Genomic DNA, 17,885 nt, shown 5'->3' with positions numbered 1-17,885 from the left:
AAATAAAAATATATAAACTATGAAACAAAGAATTTTCTTAATCTTAACAGCAGCATTACTATCATTAGTATCTTGTAGTAGCAGTGATAATGACAATGATGAACCGGTGGTTCCAACGGAATTATCTATTACTAGTGTAAAAGTTGGTGCCGACGGCAACAATCCTAATGGTGACGGAAGCGGAGTCGTCAACTTCACTATTACGGCGACAAATGCCGATTACTTTAGAGCTTTAATTAATAATGAAGCTCTTGACATTACAGGAAACACCTTTAGTTATACCTTTACTCAAGGAGGGACAAATGACTATGAAATATTAGTAGCAGCCTATAATTCAGCAGGAAATACTAGTATTACATATCCAATAACTGTTTATGTAGAAACAGAACTCAATTTAATATGGCAAGATGAGTTTGATACCAATGGATCACCTAATGCTTCAAATTGGGGCTACAATATTGGAACAGGTGATAATGGTTGGGGAAATAATGAATCTCAATATTACACAGATAGATTAGATAATGCAATAGTGGAAGATGGTGTTTTAAAACTTGTTGCTAAAAAAGAAGATTTTCAAGGAGCTGAATATACTTCTGCAAGACTTATTACTTCAGGTAAATTTGAGTTTACCTATGGACGAGTAGATGTTCGAGCTAAACTACCAGCAGGTGGTGGTGTATGGCCTGCTATTTGGATGCTTGGTGCTAATTTTGGGACGGTAGGTTGGCCAGCTTGTGGTGAAATTGATATGATGGAGTATGTTGGTAATAATCCTGGACAAATTTCAAGTGCCTTACACACACCTTCTAGCTCTGGAGCAACAATTAATCACCATGTAACTTCAATTAGCAATGAAACTACAGAGTTTCATTTATACTCAGCTGTTTGGACAGAAGACAGTATTACATTTATGTTAGATGATGTTGAATATTACACCTATAATCCATCAGTTAAAAATGACGATACGTGGCCATTTTACAACAATCAATTTTTAATTCTAAATATTGCTATGGGTGGTAATCTAGGAGGTACAATTGATCCAAATTTTGATGTGTCTACGATGGAGGTTGATTATGTTAGAGTTTATCAGTAAATACAGATAAGTAAACGTGCAAAATTTAGTGTGATAAGTAAATCCTAATTTTAATACAACACTTCATGAATAAAAAAATATACTTATTACTAATAACAATTATTTCTGCTTTAGGTGGTCTTTTATTTGGTTACGATACAGGCGTTATTAATGGTGCTCAATTTTACTTTAGCAAGTACTTTGAATTAAGCGATGCCTTAAAAGGTTGGGTCGTAGGCAGCGCTCTTTTAGGATGTTTTATTGGTGCAATAATAGCAGGGAAATTAAGTATCAAAATAGGGAGAAAAAGATCCTTAATTATATCAGCAATTCTTTTTGCTATATCAGCTTATGGATCCGGATTACCAAGCATATTTCCAGAAACAGTTACAACGCTGGTTATATTTAGAATTATTGGTGGTTTAGGTATAGGAATTGCATCCATGAACGCACCAATGTATATTGCTGAGATTGCACCAAGCTCTATTAGAGGAAAAATGGTAACCTATTATCAGCTTGCTATAGTTATTGGTTTTTTTAGTGTGTTTTTAGTGACTTATTTTATTGGTGATAATTTAACGCAGGCCGAAAATATTGATTTTGGTTGGAGACGGATGTTTTGGTCAGAGCTAATTCCAAGTACATTATTTTTAGTCTTATTGTTTTTTGTTCCTAGAAGTCCAAGGTGGTTATGTTTAAAAGGTAAAAATGAAGAGGCTATTGAGGTATTAAATAAACTTCAAGATGAAGAGAGCGCGCAGGCCGATTACGATGAAATACAAACCTCATTGCATAATGAAAAAGTAACAAGTACTAAGGTTAATTATTTTTCAAAGATAATTTTGAGCATCATAATTATTGGCACCACACTATCTGTATTACAACAATTTACGGGAATTAATGCTGTGCTTTATTACGGAGCGGATATATTTGAAAAAGCCCTTGGTTTTGGTCAAGAAGACGTTCTAGAACAACAAATTCTCTTAGCATTTATAAATGTAGTTTTCACTTTTGTTGCTATGTTTACTGTAGATAAATTTGGACGAAAGCCTTTAATTTATATTGGCAGTACAGGAATGATTATTGGTTTTTTACTTTTAGGAGTAACGTTACAGCAACAGAATGTTGGTATCCTATCTTTATTAGGCGTCTTAATTTTTATTGCTTCATTTTCACTCTCAATGGGACCGGTTGTATGGGTTTTATTATCTGAGATGTTTCCAAATAAAATTAGGAGTGTTGTCATGTCTATTGCCGTAGCTGCTCAATGGGCTGCGAATTACGTTGTGTCGCAAGCATTCCCAATGGTAGTGGGTAGTGAGACAAATAATAATGCTTTTTGGAATGGTTCTTTACCGTACTTTATTTTTATTTTCTTTATCATAACAATTATTATTGTGACATACAAATTCGTTCCAGAAACAAAAGGTAAATCGCTCGAACAACTAGAAGATATTTGGAAATAGTTTTAAAACGTTCAGCACATGTCATTTCATTTCTCGAAAAGCGATATTCTGAGAAAGGAGCTTCACTATAAAATCTTGAACCCTGTTGCAGAAAAAGTAACAGCGTTCTCCATGCAAAAAGATAGCCTCAATCTATTTCTTCACAAATTTTAAAATTCTACCCGAGACGAACTGCATAACCTCTTTTATAAGTTCTTACTCGGTCACAATTTTAGTACCGGTTACCGAAAAGGTAACGGTGATGGCGCTATGGGAAATAAGTAAATAAAATTATAGCACTATAAACCGTATTTGGTATCTTCTTATAAACATAAAACAAAAGAAAACTTTAATAAACTGGCAAAAGTCAATTTTAATGAAAAAGAAGTTACTTTATTTTTTAAAAAGAATAATTGGCCAGAAATAGAAGCTATAAAATTTTATATTTTTATTAAATCAAAAAAATGGAAAACGGATAAATGGAAAATTATTGCTAAAATTTTTGTCAAAAAAAATTACAAATTAGAAGAACCAAAACCGACCAGTCCAATTTCTGGCTATCTGGATCGTATTGAAAAGTTGAAGAAGAATAATCAACTTTAATAATTCCTATTAATGATTAAATAAGGTCTAACAGATACAAAGCAACGCAAACACCGTCAATCTACGTTAAAAAACGTTAAATTTTTATCTGTCTGCAAATTGTTTGCAAATAAAAAAGCTTCAAAGAGCAGAAACTCTGTGAAGCCTTGTTATTACTAGTGGTCCCACATGGACTCGAACCATGGACCACCTGATTATGAGTCAGGTGCTCTAACCAACTGAGCTATAGGACCATTGACAATTGTCAATCTCTTTATAACTAAAGAGTGTGCAATATTACTACATATTTTAAAACTCTACAAGAAAAATAAACCGTTTTAGTCCTTTAAGTCTTGGCACAACTCAATTAAAACTCCATTTGTGGATTTTGGATGTAAAAAAGCGATTAACTTATTATCTGCTCCTTTTTTTGGTTTTTTGTGTATCATCGTAAAACCTTCCTGAGTTAAGCGTTCGATTTCTCGTTCAATATCATCGACGGCAAAAGCTATATGATGCATACCCTCTCCTTTTTTTTCAATAAACTTCGCAATCGGACTGTCGTCGTTGGTTGCCTGAAGCAGTTCAATTTTATTTGGTCCACATTTAAAAAATGACGTTTTTACACCTTCACTTTCTACATCTTCAATCTTATAGTGTTCTTTCCCGAATAAAGCCTTAAATAATTCATTAGAATTTTCAATGTTCTTTACGGCAATTCCGATATGTTCTATTTTTTTCATCCTTAGTGCCCGTAAAAACGGGTGTCTTTAATTCTTTTATTTATTTCTAAAAAAAAGAATCCTTGTTTCAGTTTCCGCATAAGCAGAAATCTCCTTAATAATTTACACCCAAAAATAAGATAATCCTTAAATATCCGCTATTTTTGTATCTAATAATAAGATAGATTATTATGGAAGAGCTTACACAAAGACAGAAAAAAATAGGAGGAATACTTCAACAAGATTTAGCAGAAGTATTTCAAAAAGCAGCTACTGATGGTGGATTAAAAGGCGTTATCATATCAGTTAGTAAAGTAAATGTAACTACGGATTTGTCTGTAGCTAAGGTCTATTTAAGTATTTTCCCAAATAAAGAAGCAAAAGCGCTGCTAGAAGGTATAAGGTCTAATAAACCACTTATTAGACACGAATTGTCGCAACGTACACGTCATCAATTAAGACGTATGCCACAGTTAGAATTTTTTATCGACGATTCCCTTGAATATATTGATGGTATTGAGCGTTCACTAAAAGGTGAAGATAATCCTCTAGAAAAACCAGATTTATTAGGTAAGCGCAAAAAATCTTAAGTGAATTTTCCTTTATATATAGCAAAACGTTATCTATTTTCTAAAAGTAGTAATAATGCTATTAATATAATGACACTCATCGCTTCTGGCGGGGTTATTATTGCCTCGGCGGCACTATTAATTGTACTCTCTGTTTTTGCTGGTCTCAAAGATTTTAGTCTGGAATTTTCTTCATTTGTAGATCCAGATTTGAAATTAACACCCTCAACGGGAAAATCATTTGAATGGACGGCAACTGATAAAGCTAAACTTTTAAAAATTAAAGGTATTGCTCATCATTCTGAGATTATTGAGGAACGCATTATCATAAAATCCGAAAATAAAAACCTATTAGCAACTCTAAAAGGGGTAGACAAAAATTACTTAAACGTTACCAATATTGATACCATGGTGACCAAAGGCAATTGGTTAACGCCACTAAGTAACGAAGTTGTTTCGGGATGGGGAATTTCTAATAATCTATCTTTTGGTGTTCTCGATTATTTAAAGCCGCTCTCCCTCTACGTCCCCAAAGCTGGAAAAGGACAAGCGAGCTCATTAAAAGGGTATTATAATTCTGTGTATGTTAAAAATGTTGGATTGTTTCATATTAATGAGGAATTGAACAATAATTATATTTTTTCAGATATTGTCTTGGCTAAACGTTTATTGGGCTATAGTGATGAGCAATTAAGCGCCTTGGAGCTTAAGTTAAGCTCAGAAGCTGTTGAAGATAACATTAGAACGCAACTTAAAACTTCTTTTGGAAATAAATTTGATATAAAAAATAGAGCTGAACTCAATGATGCTCTTTTTAAAATGTTGAATACTGAAAATCTTGCTATTTACCTCATCTTTACTTTAGTTATCATTATTGCCCTGTTTAATGTAATTGGCGCCATTATTATGATGATATTAGATAAGAAGACTTCTTTGAACACCTTGTTTAATTTAGGAACGGAAACTAAAATCATTAAATCTATTTTCTTCCTACAAGGTAGCTTAATGACTTTGGTAAGTGGGCTAATTGGTGTGGGTATAGGATTATTAATTGTATTCTTACAGCAAACTTTTGAATTGGTAATGTTAACACCCGATTTGGCTTACCCTGTACGTATTCACATTTTGAATGTGCTAATAGTATTAATTACCATATTTACTTTGGGAATGGTGGCTTCTAAAATTGCATCTCAGCGGATTACTCAAGGCCTAATAAAAAGCTAATTTAAGAAGACCATGACTTAAATTTTAACCGATATATAGCCTAATTAATTAGCTAGATTTCCATTAAATAAGAGAAGTCACCAATTTTGAAGAAATTATCAACGACGAGCTTTATTTTTTTTCACACAAATTGATAATCAGAAAAGGTTTCCAAAACCTCATCAAAAGCAGCAAAAACATCCTTAGAATCATCACTGGTTACCATTTTCATTCTATATTCCTTAAAGTGCGGAATACCTTTAAAATAATTGGTATAATGTCTTCGCGTTTCAAAAACCCCCAAAACTTCACCTTTCCAATCAATGGCCATTTGTAAGTGACGTCTGGCAGCTTCCACCCGCTCTGCTAAAGTAATTGGAGCTAAGTGTTCACCAGTTTCAAAAAAATGTTTCACTTGTTTAAAAAACCAAGGATTTCCAATGGTTGCTCTGCCTATCATGGCTCCATCTAAACCATAAGAATCTCGCATTTCCATGGCTTTTTCTGGTGTATCTATATCTCCGTTACCAAAAACAGGAATATGCATCCTAGGGTTGTTTTTTACTTCTGAAATAGGTTTCCAATCGGCATCACCTTTATACATTTGTGCCCTGGTTCTACCATGAATAGCAATAGCCTTACAGCCTACATCTTGCAAACGCTCTGCAACTTCAACAATTTTTATGGAATCGTGATCCCAACCTAATCTTGTTTTAACGGTTACAGGTAAATTGGTGCGTTTTACCATTTCGGCGGTAAGCTGTTCCATTAAACAAATGTCTTTTAAAATACCTGCTCCTGCACCTTTAGAGACGACTTTTTTAACCGGACACCCAAAATTGATATCTATAATATCTGGATTCGATTTTTCAACTATATCAATAGTCTGTAACATACTTTCCATATTGGCTCCAAAAATCTGAATACCAACTGGTCGTTCTTTTTCGTAAATATCTAATTTCATAACGCTTTTAGCCGCATTACGAATTAAACCTTCACTACTCACAAACTCAGTATAAACCACATCTGCTCCCTGCTCTTTGCATAATGCACGAAAAGGAGGATCGCTTACATCTTCCATCGGTGCCAAAAGCAATGGAAAGTCTGGTAATTCTATGTCGCCTATTTTAACCAAGTCTTAAATTTTTCTGCAAAATTACAGTTTTTTATATAATTCTATAAATCAAATTATAGTTCGAATTTAGTACACTATTGTCTCGTCCAGATGGAGGTTGAATTTGTAGTATTGCTTGTTACGATACCTGATATAGTGTCTGTTTCAGAAGTCGTTTCATCTTGAGAGAATGTAAGTGTTTGTCCATCCGCAGATATCGTAAACATTACTGTTTGTTCACCATTTAAAGTATCTTCTTCGGAACCTTCATATTCAAATTCAAAAAACTCACCGTCAATCGTCATTTCATTTCCGTTGATACTATATGTTCCGCTGCCATTGACATTTTCTAACATATAAGGCTCTGATGAAAACGTCTCACCGTTCACTATAATATTAGTGTCGTAAGCATAGCTGCCATTAGTTGTGAAATTGTTTGGAGTTAAGTTTAGAACATAATTTTCTTCAGTACTTTGAATAGCAATCTCCGAGGTTAAATTTTGTCCATTGAATTCTGTAGAAGATGTAAGTGTGACGTCAAAATCAGTTAAATCCCAAGTTCCAATTATATCAACATTATTTACACCGGTATCAGTTTCTGAATCTATACCATCATCCAACGGTTCGTTTTCGCAAGTAAATGCAGTTAACATTGTAAAAAGACAGAAAAGTGACACTATTTTTTTCATTTTAAAGAGGAATTAAATTTTGTTGAGACAAATTTACATTAATTATTTAAGTCGCTATTTTTAAGTTAAAAACTAACTTTAGTTTCTATGGTTTGAGAACCTCGCTTCACCGTAATATTTGCGTCATCACCATTATCAAAAACAGATAAAGCGCGCATATAACTCATCATATCTGTAATGGTACTATCTCCTAACTTTACAACTACATCACCTTTTTTCAAACCTGCTGAAAACGCTGGAGTATCTTCGCGTGTGCCATCGATTCGCATCCCTTCTCCATCGAATAAATAATCGGGAACAACACCTAAACCGACTTTAAATCGCGGAGTTTCTTCACTTTCATTTTTTGTTTTTCTGAAACCTAATGCGCCATTATCATCTAAATCCATTATAATATTATAGATATAATCTGAAATGAGATTCATACCTTCATAATTTAGTTTTTCGGTATCGTCATCGGGTTTGTGATAATCTTCATGCTGACCGGTAAAGAAATGTAACACCGGAATATCAATTAAATAAAACGACGTGTGATCGCTTGGGCCTACTCCACTTTCATTTTCAATGATTTTGAATTTATCGTTATTTGCCTTTATGGTTTGCTTAAACATAGGTGAGGTTCCTGTGCCATACACGGCCAATGTACTGTCAGCTTTCATTCTACCAACCATATCCATATTGATCATATAATTGATACTTTTAGCATCAATCGTTGGGTTTTTTGAAAAATAATTAGAGCCCAATAATCCCATTTCCTCGCCAGAAAACGCCATGAATAAATAGTTGTTTCTATCTTTTATGTCGTTTTGGTCATTTTTAACTTTTAATCGCGTTGCTAAGTGCAACATTACCGCTACTCCACTAGCGTTGTCATCCGCTCCATTATGGATAGCCTTTTCCTTTTCACGGTATAATGAACCTTCTCCTCCAAAGCCTAAATGATCGTAATGTGCGCCAATAACAATCGTTGTTTTTGCATTGTTATCTATATAACCAATGACATTACTTCCTGTGATGGTACTGTCTGCGTTAGTTGTAAATTCAACCTCACTATGCGGATCTGTTTTTGGCTTAAAGGAAAACGATTGTAAATAATCTTCAGTGCCCTTGGGCTGTAGTCCGATCTCTTTATAGCGTTTTATTAAATATTCCGCAGCTAAAATTTCCCCTTGTGTTCCTGTTTGTCGACCCTCAAGTTTATCGTCTGCCAAATATGCAACATCATTTTTTATGTTATTCTCAGCAACTTCAGGTACTGGATTACAGGAAAGCATTCCTGCCAACAGAAATATAAACAGTACTATTTTCATACTAAATTATTTATTTTTTAAAATCCATAAAATGCAATTCGTCAGGAAAATCCAAGTTAACTTTTAAGTATCGTAACTGGCTCATTTCATGTCTAAATCTTACTTTTACACAAAATTAGGCATTAATAGCCACTTATTATAATTCTTAATTATGAACAAAATCGCTGCTATTTTAATTCTACTTGTTACGTTTTCATCATGTAAAAATAAAACATCAAATGATGTCACCGATACTTCAACAGGAGCTACAAAACCAATGGATTCCTTAATTTATCCTGAAGAAACGCATTTTAAGTCTATAAGACAAGTAACCTACGGGGGCGATAATGCTGAAGCTTATTGGAGTTTTGACGATACCCAATTAGTATTTCAATCTAATAATGCCAAATGGAAGGTAGGATGCGACCAAATGTTTTTAATGGACGCTACCGAAACCTTTACCGATAGTATCCCTCCACCAATGTTGAGTACAGGAAAAGGCAGAACCACTTGTGCTTATTTTTTGCCAGACAATAAGCATATTATTTACGCTTCCACCCATCTTGGAGGAGACGATTGTCCTGAAACCCCTTTAAGAAATGAAAACGGAAAGTACATCTGGCCAATCTATGATAGTTACGATATTTTTGTGGCTGATCTCAATGGTAATATTGTGAATCAATTAACCGATGAAGTCGGTTATGATGCAGAACCAACCGTTTCCCCAAAAGGCGATAAAATAGTGTTTACTTCAACCAGAAGCGGAGATTTAGAACTCTTCACCATGAATATTGATGGCTCTGAGGTGACACAAATAACGCACGAATTGGGTTATGATGGAGGCGCGTTCTTTTCACCAGATGGTACTAAATTAATCTTTAGATCTTCACGTCCAAAAACTGAACAAGAAATAAAAGAATATAAGGATTTATTAGCTCAAGGTTTGGTGCAGCCAACGGAAATGGAACTCTATATTTGTAATGCGGATGGAACTGATTTAAGACAGTTAACAGATTTAGGAAATGCCAATTGGAGTCCGTTTTTCCATCCTTCTGGTGAGAAAATATTGTTCTCTTCTAATTTTGAAGCCGAACGTGGATTTCCTTTCAATTTATACTTGATTGATATTGATGGGAAAAACTTAAAACGTGTAACCCATGGTGAAACCTTTGATGCGTTTCCGGTGTTTTCTAATGATGGAAAGTATTTGGCATTTTCTTCCAACCGGAATAATGGGGGTGGACGTGATACCAATTTGTTTATTGCAGAGTGGCAAGATTAACCCACTCCCTATAAAAAAAGAGATCTCTAAGTTTTTATAGTACTTAGAGACACCAGTCAAAATTCATAATTAAGTATTTTTACTATGTCGTTGGCAAGAACTAATAACCCAAAAAAAAATTAAAATAGTCCGTACAAACAGAAACATATATTAAGTAAATCTACTGCATATCTTTAAGTCGATCACGTTCTTCTGCACTTGTAGCGCGTTCATTAGTACTTAATTTTGTATTACCAAATTTATAACGGAAGCCTAATTTTATAAAGCGATTATCAGAATCGACAAAGCTAGAATTTGATTGATTGAGATAGTCTGTAGTGGTCTCAAAGTCTTGTAGATTAAAGATATCTTCAACCGTTAAAGAAATAACACCTTTTTTCTTAAAAATAGATTTTGAAATACTCAACTCTGTAACCAATCGATTTTCAATTTTTTGAAATTGTTGTAAATTTTTACCAACCCATGTCAACGTTAGACTCGCATTTAAACTTTGGTCTTCTAAAAAAGAGAAATTATTATATAAAACACTGTAGTTAGACCACTGGTCTTGTTCTACAAAACCTTCGCCAAAATTCATTTCTTCAGAACTATTGTAAAATGAAGTTACGGCATACAGAAAATAGTTATTGGTTATATATTTCTGAAATATAAAATCGAATCCAAATTCTACTTTTTTATCCAAATTTGTAGGAGTAAAAGCAATAATATTAGTCACGTTGTTTTGTCTGGGTAATTCTAAGATATCTCCATCGAAATTTTTATAATAAGCTTCAACGGTAAAATTCTCTAAAAAATTAGTCCCTAATACAATATGATCAATATAAGTGGGCACCAAATTTGGATTACCAAGAACAACCGTATTTTCATTTATGAAGAATGTGAACGGGTTTAAATTCGTATAACTTGGTCTTGTAATGCTCCGTTTATAATTGCCGTAAATACTAATATTTTCAAATATTTGATGGGACAAACTCGCATTGGGGAACCAATTAAAATAATCTTGCGTATTGGTTGCGCTCAATGTAGCAGATTCCCCTTCAATATTACTTTGTTCAACTCTTAAGCCCACATTTAAATCCCATTTATCCCAAGATTTCGTAAAGTTGGAATAGGCCGCAAATACTTTTTCATCATATTTAAAGACATCTGAGTTATTGGCATCTAATATTTCAGTGCCTCCAATAATATCAAATCTTGTTATATCGCTATCCGTATTAATATTTGAGTATTTTAAGCCTGCATCAAAATTAGAGGTTTCATTAATTGGCAAACTATAATCAACTTTTCCTGTTATGATATCAGTGTTTTGATTCGCTATTGTGTTGAATTCGGTAGCATTTAAAAACATATTGTTAATATCAAAATTTGAAGTGTGCACATTTTGCGTACGATCGTAATCATAAATGGTATAATGTGCATTGAATGTAAGGTTGGCACTATTATCAAAATCGTGCCTAAAAATTATATCCGTACCAATGTTGTACTTATTATCTCGTGACAGATTATCGGCTGTAAAACGCGAGTCGAATACCAAATTTTCATCAAAAATATTGGTATTGTTTCTAATTTGATATTTGAAATATGGTAAGTATAAACCTGTACTTGTGAGGCTCAATGTGTTTTTATCATCTAAATAATAATCGAAATTAAGGTTAAGGTTATGGGTTTCAGACCAAGTATTTCTATTTACATTCGATTTCCAAATTTGATCTATTTCATCTGAAGTATCGAAAAAATTAACTCTATCATCTTGATCTCTGTTAATTTTTTTACTGGTGTAAGTGTAATTGACATTGACGTTAACTTTATCGTTTTTGAAATAATGGCTTGTACCAACATTGTATCTCGGAAAAACGCCTTGTGTATAATTGGTAAAACCACTTCCTCTATAGCCTGCTACCAAATTTCTGCTCATTATAATATTGATCACAGCACCAGAATCAGCATCGTAACTTGCTGATGGATTGGTGATGACCTCAATCGACTTAATACTGTTTGCAGATGAACTTTCTAATAGTTGAATTAACTCGTCACTATTTAACTGAACGCGTCGATTATTAATAAAAACGGTTGCTGGCGAACTTTTAATAGTAATACCTCCTTCAGACACAATAATACCAGGTGTACTTTTTAGAACGCCAAGCGTAGAGCCTTCAATTAAAGCTGTATTTTCAACATTAAATATTAAGCGGTCTGGTTTACGTGTTAGGGTTGGTTTTTTTGAAATAACTGTAACCTCGTCTAAATTTTCTGGAATGGCTTTAAGTTGAATTATTTGTAAATCTAAATCTCCTGTAAGATCAATTTTTTGCTGAAATTCTTCGAAACCTATATAGCTGATTTTAATATAAAGTGTTGCCTCTGATAAACCCGATAAATTGAAAAAACCTTTAGTATCTGTAGAGGTTCCTTTAAAATAATCACCATCGATTTCGGTTAAAATGACCACATTAGCAAACTCAATTGGTGAATTATTAGGATCTAATACCTGTCCTGAAATTGAGAAATCTTGTGCAAAAGCCGTAAAACATAGTGCAAATAGAAATACACCAAAAAAATACCGTAGGCGCCTAATCATAAATTTGGTTTGTCTTGCAAGATATTAATAGTTTTTTAATTTTTACTGTGGTTTTTCCGTAAAACATTGAGTTTTTTATTGTTATAATAGATACACTATTGCCCAAGAAATCAATTATATTTGCAAATTACATATTGAACTTTTTTAAAAGGGTTCATTGCTTTAGAAAGACATGAAAAATATACGTAATTTTTGCATTATTGCACATATAGACCACGGAAAAAGTACCTTAGCCGATCGCTTACTCGATGTAACTGGTTCAGTAACTGCTCGTGAAAAACAAGCCCAGCTTTTAGATAGTATGGACTTGGAACGCGAACGTGGTATTACCATAAAATCGCACGCTATACAAATGGACTATATATTTGAAGGCGAAAACTATGTATTGAATCTTATCGATACACCTGGTCATGTAGATTTCTCTTATGAAGTATCCCGTTCCATCGCGGCTTGTGAAGGTGCATTGCTTATTGTAGATGCTGCCCAAAGTATCCAAGCACAAACCATTTCGAATTTATATTTGGCTTTAGAGAATGATCTGGAAATAATTCCGGTATTGAATAAAGTGGATTTACCAAGTGCAAATCCGGAGGAAGTAACTGATGATATCGTGGATTTGTTGGGTTGTGATCCTGAAGAAGTGATTCATGCCAGTGGTAAAACCGGTTTTGGTGTCGAAAATATTTTAAAAGCTATTATTGAACGAATTCCAGCTCCCAAAGGCAATGTGGATGAACCGCTACAAGCCTTGATTTTCGATTCTGTTTACAACACTTTTAGAGGTATTGAAACCTATTTTAGGGTTTTTAATGGTGAAATAAAAAAAGGTCAGAAAATTAAATTCGTTGCTACGGATAAGGAATATTATGCAGACGAAGTTGGAACTTTAAAATTAAACCAAGTTCCAAAACAAAGTGTAAAAGCAGGTGATGTTGGCTATTTAATTACGGGTATAAAAACAGCCAAAGAAGTAAAGGTGGGTGATACTATTACCGATTTTGCAAACCCAACAAAAAATATTGTAGCAGGTTTTGAGGATGTAAAACCTATGGTTTTTGCGGGTATTTATCCCGTTGATACAGAAGATTATGAAGAGTTAAGAAACTCGATGGAAAAACTACAACTTAACGACGCGTCGTTAGTCTTTCAGCCCGAAAGTTCTGCGGCTCTAGGTTTTGGTTTCCGATGTGGTTTTTTAGGCATGTTGCACATGGAAATTATTCAAGAACGTTTAGAACGTGAGTTTGATATGACTGTGATTACTACCGTGCCTAACGTATCATACCACGCCTATACCAACAAAAATCCTGATGAGGCTTTTATAGTTAATAATCCAAGTGATTTACCAGAACCAACAACGGTTAATCGTGTGGAAGAACCGTTTATTAAAGCAACTATTATCACAAAATCTGATTTTGTCGGTAACGTGATGAGTTTGTGTATAGAAAAACGTGGAATGATTGTTAATCAGACCTATTTAACCACAGAACGTGTAGAACTGATTTTCGAAATGCCTTTGGCTGAAATAGTATTCGATTTTTACGACCGTTTAAAGACCGTTTCTAAAGGGTATGCCTCTTTCGATTATTCTCCAATTGGTATGAAGGTTTCTAAATTGGTACGATTAGATGTATTGTTAAATGCACAACCTGTTGATGCACTTTCAGCTTTAATTCATGCGGACAATGCCCATAATATTGGTAAAAAAATGTGTGAGAAATTAAAGGAATTAATACCAAGACAACAGTTTGATATTCCAATTCAAGCAGCCATTGGTGCAAAAATTATTGCGCGCGAAACTGTAAAAGCACTCAGAAAAGATGTTACTGCAAAATGTTATGGTGGTGATATTTCACGTAAACGTAAACTGCTTGAAAAGCAGAAAAAAGGTAAAAAACGTATGCGCCAAGTTGGAAACGTAGAAATACCTCAGCAAGCATTTATGGCTGTTTTAAAGTTGAATGATTAATTAATTTCTATAACTTAACTTGTTATAAACTCGTTTATGGGCAAAAATTCTGCAAATCTACAACTAAACAATATAACCCAATTATATTCTTAAGGGATTAATTTTAATGGCTTTCCTATTATTGCTGATTTAGTTTATTTCAGGTTAATATACTTCGATGAATAATTTTGAAATTAAACAGTATATTTCAAATTATTTAGAGGTTTGTTTTTAAATAGTAATAAAAAAAACAGAAGTAATTGACTTCTGTTTTTTTATACCTATAAATTATGACTTCTTAGTTACAAGAAAAACGAGATGATTCTAAAGCAGATATAAAAGCATCTTCTCCATCTAAATCAACTGTTTTAGTTTGTCCTTCTGTAATAACGTACATAGTTCCATCCACTATTGTCACAATATAAGTAGTGAGATCTAAAACTAAAACAACATAGTTCTGCCGTTATTAACGAAGAGATTTTAATAACTGAAACATGCAAAATTTAAATTCTTATTTTTTTTTGCGAATCTCTTATATAGAGGTAGATTATAATTAGCCTCATTCAATATCAACAGCACAGGGATAATTTCTACTTTATTCAAATAATAATTATTCAACAGAGATTAAGAACGCTAGCAAATTGAATATTATTTGGTAAGTTCTATATCTTCCTTCGCCACTTTTTCAACATCAAAGGGTTTACCCAAGTAGACCAATTTGTTGTCATTTCCAATCTCATCAACTTTCATATTGCCAGTTGAAATAATATGAAGTTCTCCTTCTTCATCTTTTAAAAATAGTGGAATCATGTACTGATCCTTGCTCGCCATTTCCATAAGACTTTCATAGTGCGCAGCATCCGCTATTTCTATTTCTTGTATGGCAGGATATTTTCGAGTGACTTCAGTTAAATTAATATAATCATCTGTTGGAGAAAACAATCCTTCCTTTGGATTTTTATCTGGGTTATTCATTTCATCGGAAGTAACTAATCGATACGAACCGTTTTCGCCAAATTCCTTTCCGAATTTTTCAATTACATAAGCGTTAATATCAGAATTACCAGTCATGGCCATGATATAGCCCACATCATTCAACTCAATATTATCCGAGAGGGTATCTGAATAAATATTACTGTTAAGCGCATCTAATCCTAATTCCTCAGCTTTATCTATATTATTTTGATTACTATCTATAAGCACAACATGTCGGCCGTTATTAACTAAATAATGACCTAATAATCGAGGTAATTTGGAGGCTCCAACAATTAAAATACCGTTCGATTTGGTTAAAAACACTCCAACCAATCTTGCAAACAAACGTGCTGTGGTAGCGTTTAACAATACTGTTCCCAAAACTATCATAAAAACTAAAGGAGTAATGTATTCGGCACCTTCTACACCTTCTCGCATTAGTTTACTTCCAAATAGTGAAGCAATACCGGCAGCTACAATACCACGAGGTCCCACCCAACTGATAAACAGTTTTTCATTTAAGTTCAATTTAGAGCCATGAGTACTTACAAAAACGGCCAATGGTCTTATTAAAAAGACGACCACAGCGAAAAGTACAGCCGTTTTCCAAGTGTAGAGTAACATGAGATCATCTATATTGATATTGGCGGCTAAAAGAATGAATAGAATAGAAATTAATAATACACTCAGTGACTCTTTAAAATAGAGTAATTCTTTTAAGTTTTCGAGCTTACTGTTTCCTAAAACCATTCCCATGACTACCACAGCTAATAAACCAGATTCGTGCGCAAATAATTCAGATTCTACAAAGACTAATAAAACTGTAGATAGAGAAACCACATTTAATAAATAATGCGGAATAAATTTTCTATTAATAGCAAAGGCCAAAGCATGAGCAAAAGTGAAACCGAAAGTAGTTCCGAAAAGTACAATCTTACCAAATTCAATAAGTGCGGTTTTGGTAAAACCACTATCTCCGCCAACACTTATAAATTCAAAAACCAAAACGGCAACCAAAGCACCAATCGGATCGATAAGAATTCCTTCCCATTTTAAAACTGTAGACACATCTTTTTTTAGTGGAATATTACGTAAAATGGGGGTTATTACCGTTGGACCCGTTACAATTATTAAACCAGCAAATAAGAAAGCCAAATCCCATCTAAGATCAAAAATATAATGTGCCACAATACCTGAACCAAAAAAAGTAATAGCAGAACCAACAGTTATTAATTTGGTAATTACAGGACCTACATTTTTTATTTCAGATCGTCTTAATGTTAAACCGCCTTCAAATAGAATAATACTGATGGCGAGCGATACAAAATAATATAAACTTTCCCCAGGAAAAAGACCTCTTCCTGGAATTGGATCACCATGTTCATCTAAAACAGGTTTTCCTATATCATCCAACTCTGGCTCAATCCACATAGGTTCTATCCACTTACTGCCGTCTTCGCTTAAAAATTCCGCTGCAATAGGCCCTACTAAAAGACCAATTAATATTAACGGTAAAATCGCCGGAATTTTAAACTTCCAAGCGACCCATTGTGCTAATATTCCTAATATAATTATTCCTGCTAATTCTAACATTTTACAACATTTTGCGTGAAAATACTAAATTCTACTTTTAAAAATGATTTCAATTTCATTTAACACTTTAATAAATAGTATCTGTAAGGTGATAGTATCTAATTAATAATTAAAGCGCAATAAAACCTTTTTTTCTTATTTAAACTTGAAATAATATAATTTTTGAGGTATTCGGTAATGTTGAAATAACCTTTTTTTAGAATTACCGTAGACCTTTATAACCTATAAAAGCAATTGTTTATTAGATAGTTATAATTCAATCAAATATCTCTAACGTTCAATAATTTTAATTAAATGATCGTCTATAATGTAGCATTTGATGAGAATAGTGTATAAAAAATTATTCAGCTTTTTTAGATTCTTCTTTTTCTTCAGATTTATAATAAACTCGTTTCAAACTTTTTTTAAGCAATGTGAAGCGATACACCCCAATAATAAAAAATAACACACTAAAAATAATAGCTGTAAATGCTAAATATTGAAAATTCGCAAACTCTTTAAGTTGAAAAAGCGCAATGGCACCTAATAGCAGATATAGTGATGAACGTATGTAAGAAAGTAAAGTACGTTCATTAGCCAACCGTGTTCTTTCAATTGCGAGATAATCTCTTAAAATCACTTCTTGATCGGGCTTAAAATCACGACCGAAGCGCAAGAGTTTAATCTTTTTCAATTTTAAAGGTGATTTTGTGATTCGTTTCATTACCAATTCATTTTATCAATCTAAATGTAATTATTTTTTAAGATTATATACTTCATATTTGTTAAATATCCCCTAATTTATTAAGACTAACAACAATTAGTTTTAAAGCTTTTAGTAATTT

The 17,885-nt window shown here is 33.2% G+C and carries 14 protein-coding genes and 1 tRNA gene; 7 read left to right on the top strand and 8 right to left on the bottom strand.

The window, feature by feature from the left end; translation table 11 throughout:
- Window positions 1-19 precede the first annotated feature (19 nt).
- The 3 genes from QMA06_RS02450 to QMA06_RS02440 all read left to right on the top strand — a co-directional run bounded on the left by QMA06_RS02450 (window position 20) and on the right by QMA06_RS02440 (window position 3,120).
- The gene (locus tag QMA06_RS02450) at window positions 20-1,093 is read left to right on the top strand and encodes a glycoside hydrolase family 16 protein (RefSeq protein ID WP_290205263.1); all 1,074 of its coding nucleotides are present in this window, start codon (window positions 20-22) and stop codon (window positions 1,091-1,093) included.
- Window positions 1,094-1,158: 65 nt separating this feature from the next.
- On the top strand, window positions 1,159-2,538 hold the full coding sequence (locus QMA06_RS02445; protein ID WP_290205262.1) for a sugar porter family MFS transporter: 1,380 nt from the start codon (window positions 1,159-1,161) through the stop codon (window positions 2,536-2,538).
- A 291-nt stretch (window positions 2,539-2,829) separates the two neighbouring features.
- On the top strand, window positions 2,830-3,120 hold the full coding sequence (locus QMA06_RS02440) for a hypothetical protein (protein WP_290205261.1): 291 nt from the start codon (window positions 2,830-2,832) through the stop codon (window positions 3,118-3,120).
- 159 nt (window positions 3,121-3,279) lie between these two features.
- On the opposite strand, the gene QMA06_RS02435 is transcribed toward QMA06_RS02440, so the two are convergent.
- Together QMA06_RS02435 and mce are read right to left on the bottom strand one after the other, a co-directional pair.
- Window positions 3,280-3,353: transfer RNA gene (locus QMA06_RS02435), tRNA-Ile, on the bottom strand.
- 84 nt (window positions 3,354-3,437) lie between these two features.
- The gene (gene mce, locus QMA06_RS02430; protein WP_290205260.1) at window positions 3,438-3,842 is read right to left on the bottom strand and encodes a methylmalonyl-CoA epimerase; all 405 of its coding nucleotides are present in this window, start codon (window positions 3,840-3,842) and stop codon (window positions 3,438-3,440) included.
- A 170-nt stretch (window positions 3,843-4,012) separates the two neighbouring features.
- Between mce and rbfA the strand changes: the two genes are divergently transcribed.
- Window positions 4,013-4,411, top strand: coding sequence for a 30S ribosome-binding factor RbfA (gene rbfA, locus QMA06_RS02425; protein WP_290205259.1), 399 nt, complete (start codon window positions 4,013-4,015; stop codon window positions 4,409-4,411).
- Window positions 4,412-5,614, top strand: a complete 1,203-nt coding sequence (locus QMA06_RS02420; protein WP_290205258.1) for an ABC transporter permease — start codon at window positions 4,412-4,414, stop codon at window positions 5,612-5,614.
- A gap of 121 nt (window positions 5,615-5,735) precedes the next feature.
- Here the strand turns inward: QMA06_RS02420 and dusB are convergent, their stop codons facing one another.
- From dusB to QMA06_RS02405, 3 genes are all read right to left on the bottom strand, one after another.
- Window positions 5,736-6,728, bottom strand: coding sequence for a tRNA dihydrouridine synthase DusB (gene dusB, locus QMA06_RS02415; protein ID WP_290205257.1), 993 nt, complete (start codon window positions 6,726-6,728; stop codon window positions 5,736-5,738).
- A gap of 74 nt (window positions 6,729-6,802) precedes the next feature.
- Window positions 6,803-7,396 carry a hypothetical protein gene (locus QMA06_RS02410; RefSeq protein ID WP_290205256.1) on the bottom strand — a complete coding sequence of 198 codons (594 nt, stop codon included), beginning with the start codon at window positions 7,394-7,396 and terminating at the stop codon, window positions 6,803-6,805.
- Between the two features lie 65 nt (window positions 7,397-7,461).
- Window positions 7,462-8,706, bottom strand: a complete 1,245-nt coding sequence (locus QMA06_RS02405; protein ID WP_290205255.1) for a M28 family peptidase — start codon at window positions 8,704-8,706, stop codon at window positions 7,462-7,464.
- A gap of 151 nt (window positions 8,707-8,857) precedes the next feature.
- Here QMA06_RS02405 and QMA06_RS02400 point away from each other — a divergent pair, with 151 nt between their 5' ends.
- On the top strand, window positions 8,858-9,967 hold the full coding sequence (locus QMA06_RS02400) for a TolB family protein (protein ID WP_290205254.1): 1,110 nt from the start codon (window positions 8,858-8,860) through the stop codon (window positions 9,965-9,967).
- 160 nt (window positions 9,968-10,127) lie between these two features.
- Here the strand turns inward: QMA06_RS02400 and QMA06_RS02395 are convergent, their stop codons facing one another.
- Window positions 10,128-12,545 carry a TonB-dependent receptor domain-containing protein gene (locus tag QMA06_RS02395; RefSeq protein WP_290205253.1) on the bottom strand — a complete coding sequence of 806 codons (2,418 nt, stop codon included), beginning with the start codon at window positions 12,543-12,545 and terminating at the stop codon, window positions 10,128-10,130.
- Between the two features lie 172 nt (window positions 12,546-12,717).
- Between QMA06_RS02395 and lepA the strand changes: the two genes are divergently transcribed.
- Entirely contained in the window at window positions 12,718-14,514 is a 1,797-nt protein-coding gene (gene lepA / locus QMA06_RS02390) for a translation elongation factor 4 (protein ID WP_290205252.1), read from the top strand.
- 627 nt (window positions 14,515-15,141) lie between these two features.
- On the opposite strand, the gene QMA06_RS02385 is transcribed toward lepA, so the two are convergent.
- Together QMA06_RS02385 and QMA06_RS02380 are read right to left on the bottom strand one after the other, a co-directional pair.
- Window positions 15,142-17,061: a cation:proton antiporter gene (locus tag QMA06_RS02385; RefSeq protein WP_290205251.1), complete on the bottom strand. Its 1,920-nt coding sequence runs from the start codon at window positions 17,059-17,061 to the stop codon at window positions 15,142-15,144.
- A 340-nt stretch (window positions 17,062-17,401) separates the two neighbouring features.
- Complete coding sequence (locus QMA06_RS02380) at window positions 17,402-17,764, bottom strand: DUF202 domain-containing protein (RefSeq protein WP_290205250.1); 363 nt, start codon at window positions 17,762-17,764, stop codon at window positions 17,402-17,404.
- Window positions 17,765-17,885 lie beyond the last annotated feature (121 nt).

It is taken from the genome of Winogradskyella bathintestinalis (assembly GCF_030407435.1).
Classification (GTDB): Bacteria; Bacteroidota; Bacteroidia; order Flavobacteriales; family Flavobacteriaceae; genus Winogradskyella; species Winogradskyella bathintestinalis.
The sequence above is the reverse complement of the archived record's forward strand: the minus strand, read 5'-3'. Positions and strand labels throughout refer to the sequence as shown.

Excerpts from the sequence above, each read along its gene's own strand:
- QMA06_RS02450 (WP_290205263.1), top strand. The coding sequence starts at position 20 with ATGAAACAAAGAATTTTCTTAATCTTAACAGCAGCATTACTATCATTA.
- QMA06_RS02445 (WP_290205262.1), top strand. The coding sequence starts at position 1,159 with ATGAATAAAAAAATATACTTATTACTAATAACAATTATTTCTGCTTTA.
- mce (WP_290205260.1), bottom strand. The coding sequence starts at position 3,842 with ATGAAAAAAATAGAACATATCGGAATTGCCGTAAAGAACATTGAAAAT.
- rbfA (WP_290205259.1), top strand. The coding sequence starts at position 4,013 with ATGGAAGAGCTTACACAAAGACAGAAAAAAATAGGAGGAATACTTCAA.
- QMA06_RS02410 (WP_290205256.1), bottom strand. The coding sequence starts at position 7,396 with ATGAAAAAAATAGTGTCACTTTTCTGTCTTTTTACAATGTTAACTGCA.
- QMA06_RS02405 (WP_290205255.1), bottom strand. The coding sequence starts at position 8,706 with ATGAAAATAGTACTGTTTATATTTCTGTTGGCAGGAATGCTTTCCTGT.
- QMA06_RS02400 (WP_290205254.1), top strand. The coding sequence starts at position 8,858 with ATGAACAAAATCGCTGCTATTTTAATTCTACTTGTTACGTTTTCATCA.
- QMA06_RS02395 (WP_290205253.1), bottom strand. The coding sequence starts at position 12,545 with ATGATTAGGCGCCTACGGTATTTTTTTGGTGTATTTCTATTTGCACTA.
- lepA (WP_290205252.1), top strand. The coding sequence starts at position 12,718 with ATGAAAAATATACGTAATTTTTGCATTATTGCACATATAGACCACGGA.
- QMA06_RS02385 (WP_290205251.1), bottom strand. The coding sequence starts at position 17,061 with ATGTTAGAATTAGCAGGAATAATTATATTAGGAATATTAGCACAATGG.
- QMA06_RS02380 (WP_290205250.1), bottom strand. The coding sequence starts at position 17,764 with ATGAAACGAATCACAAAATCACCTTTAAAATTGAAAAAGATTAAACTC.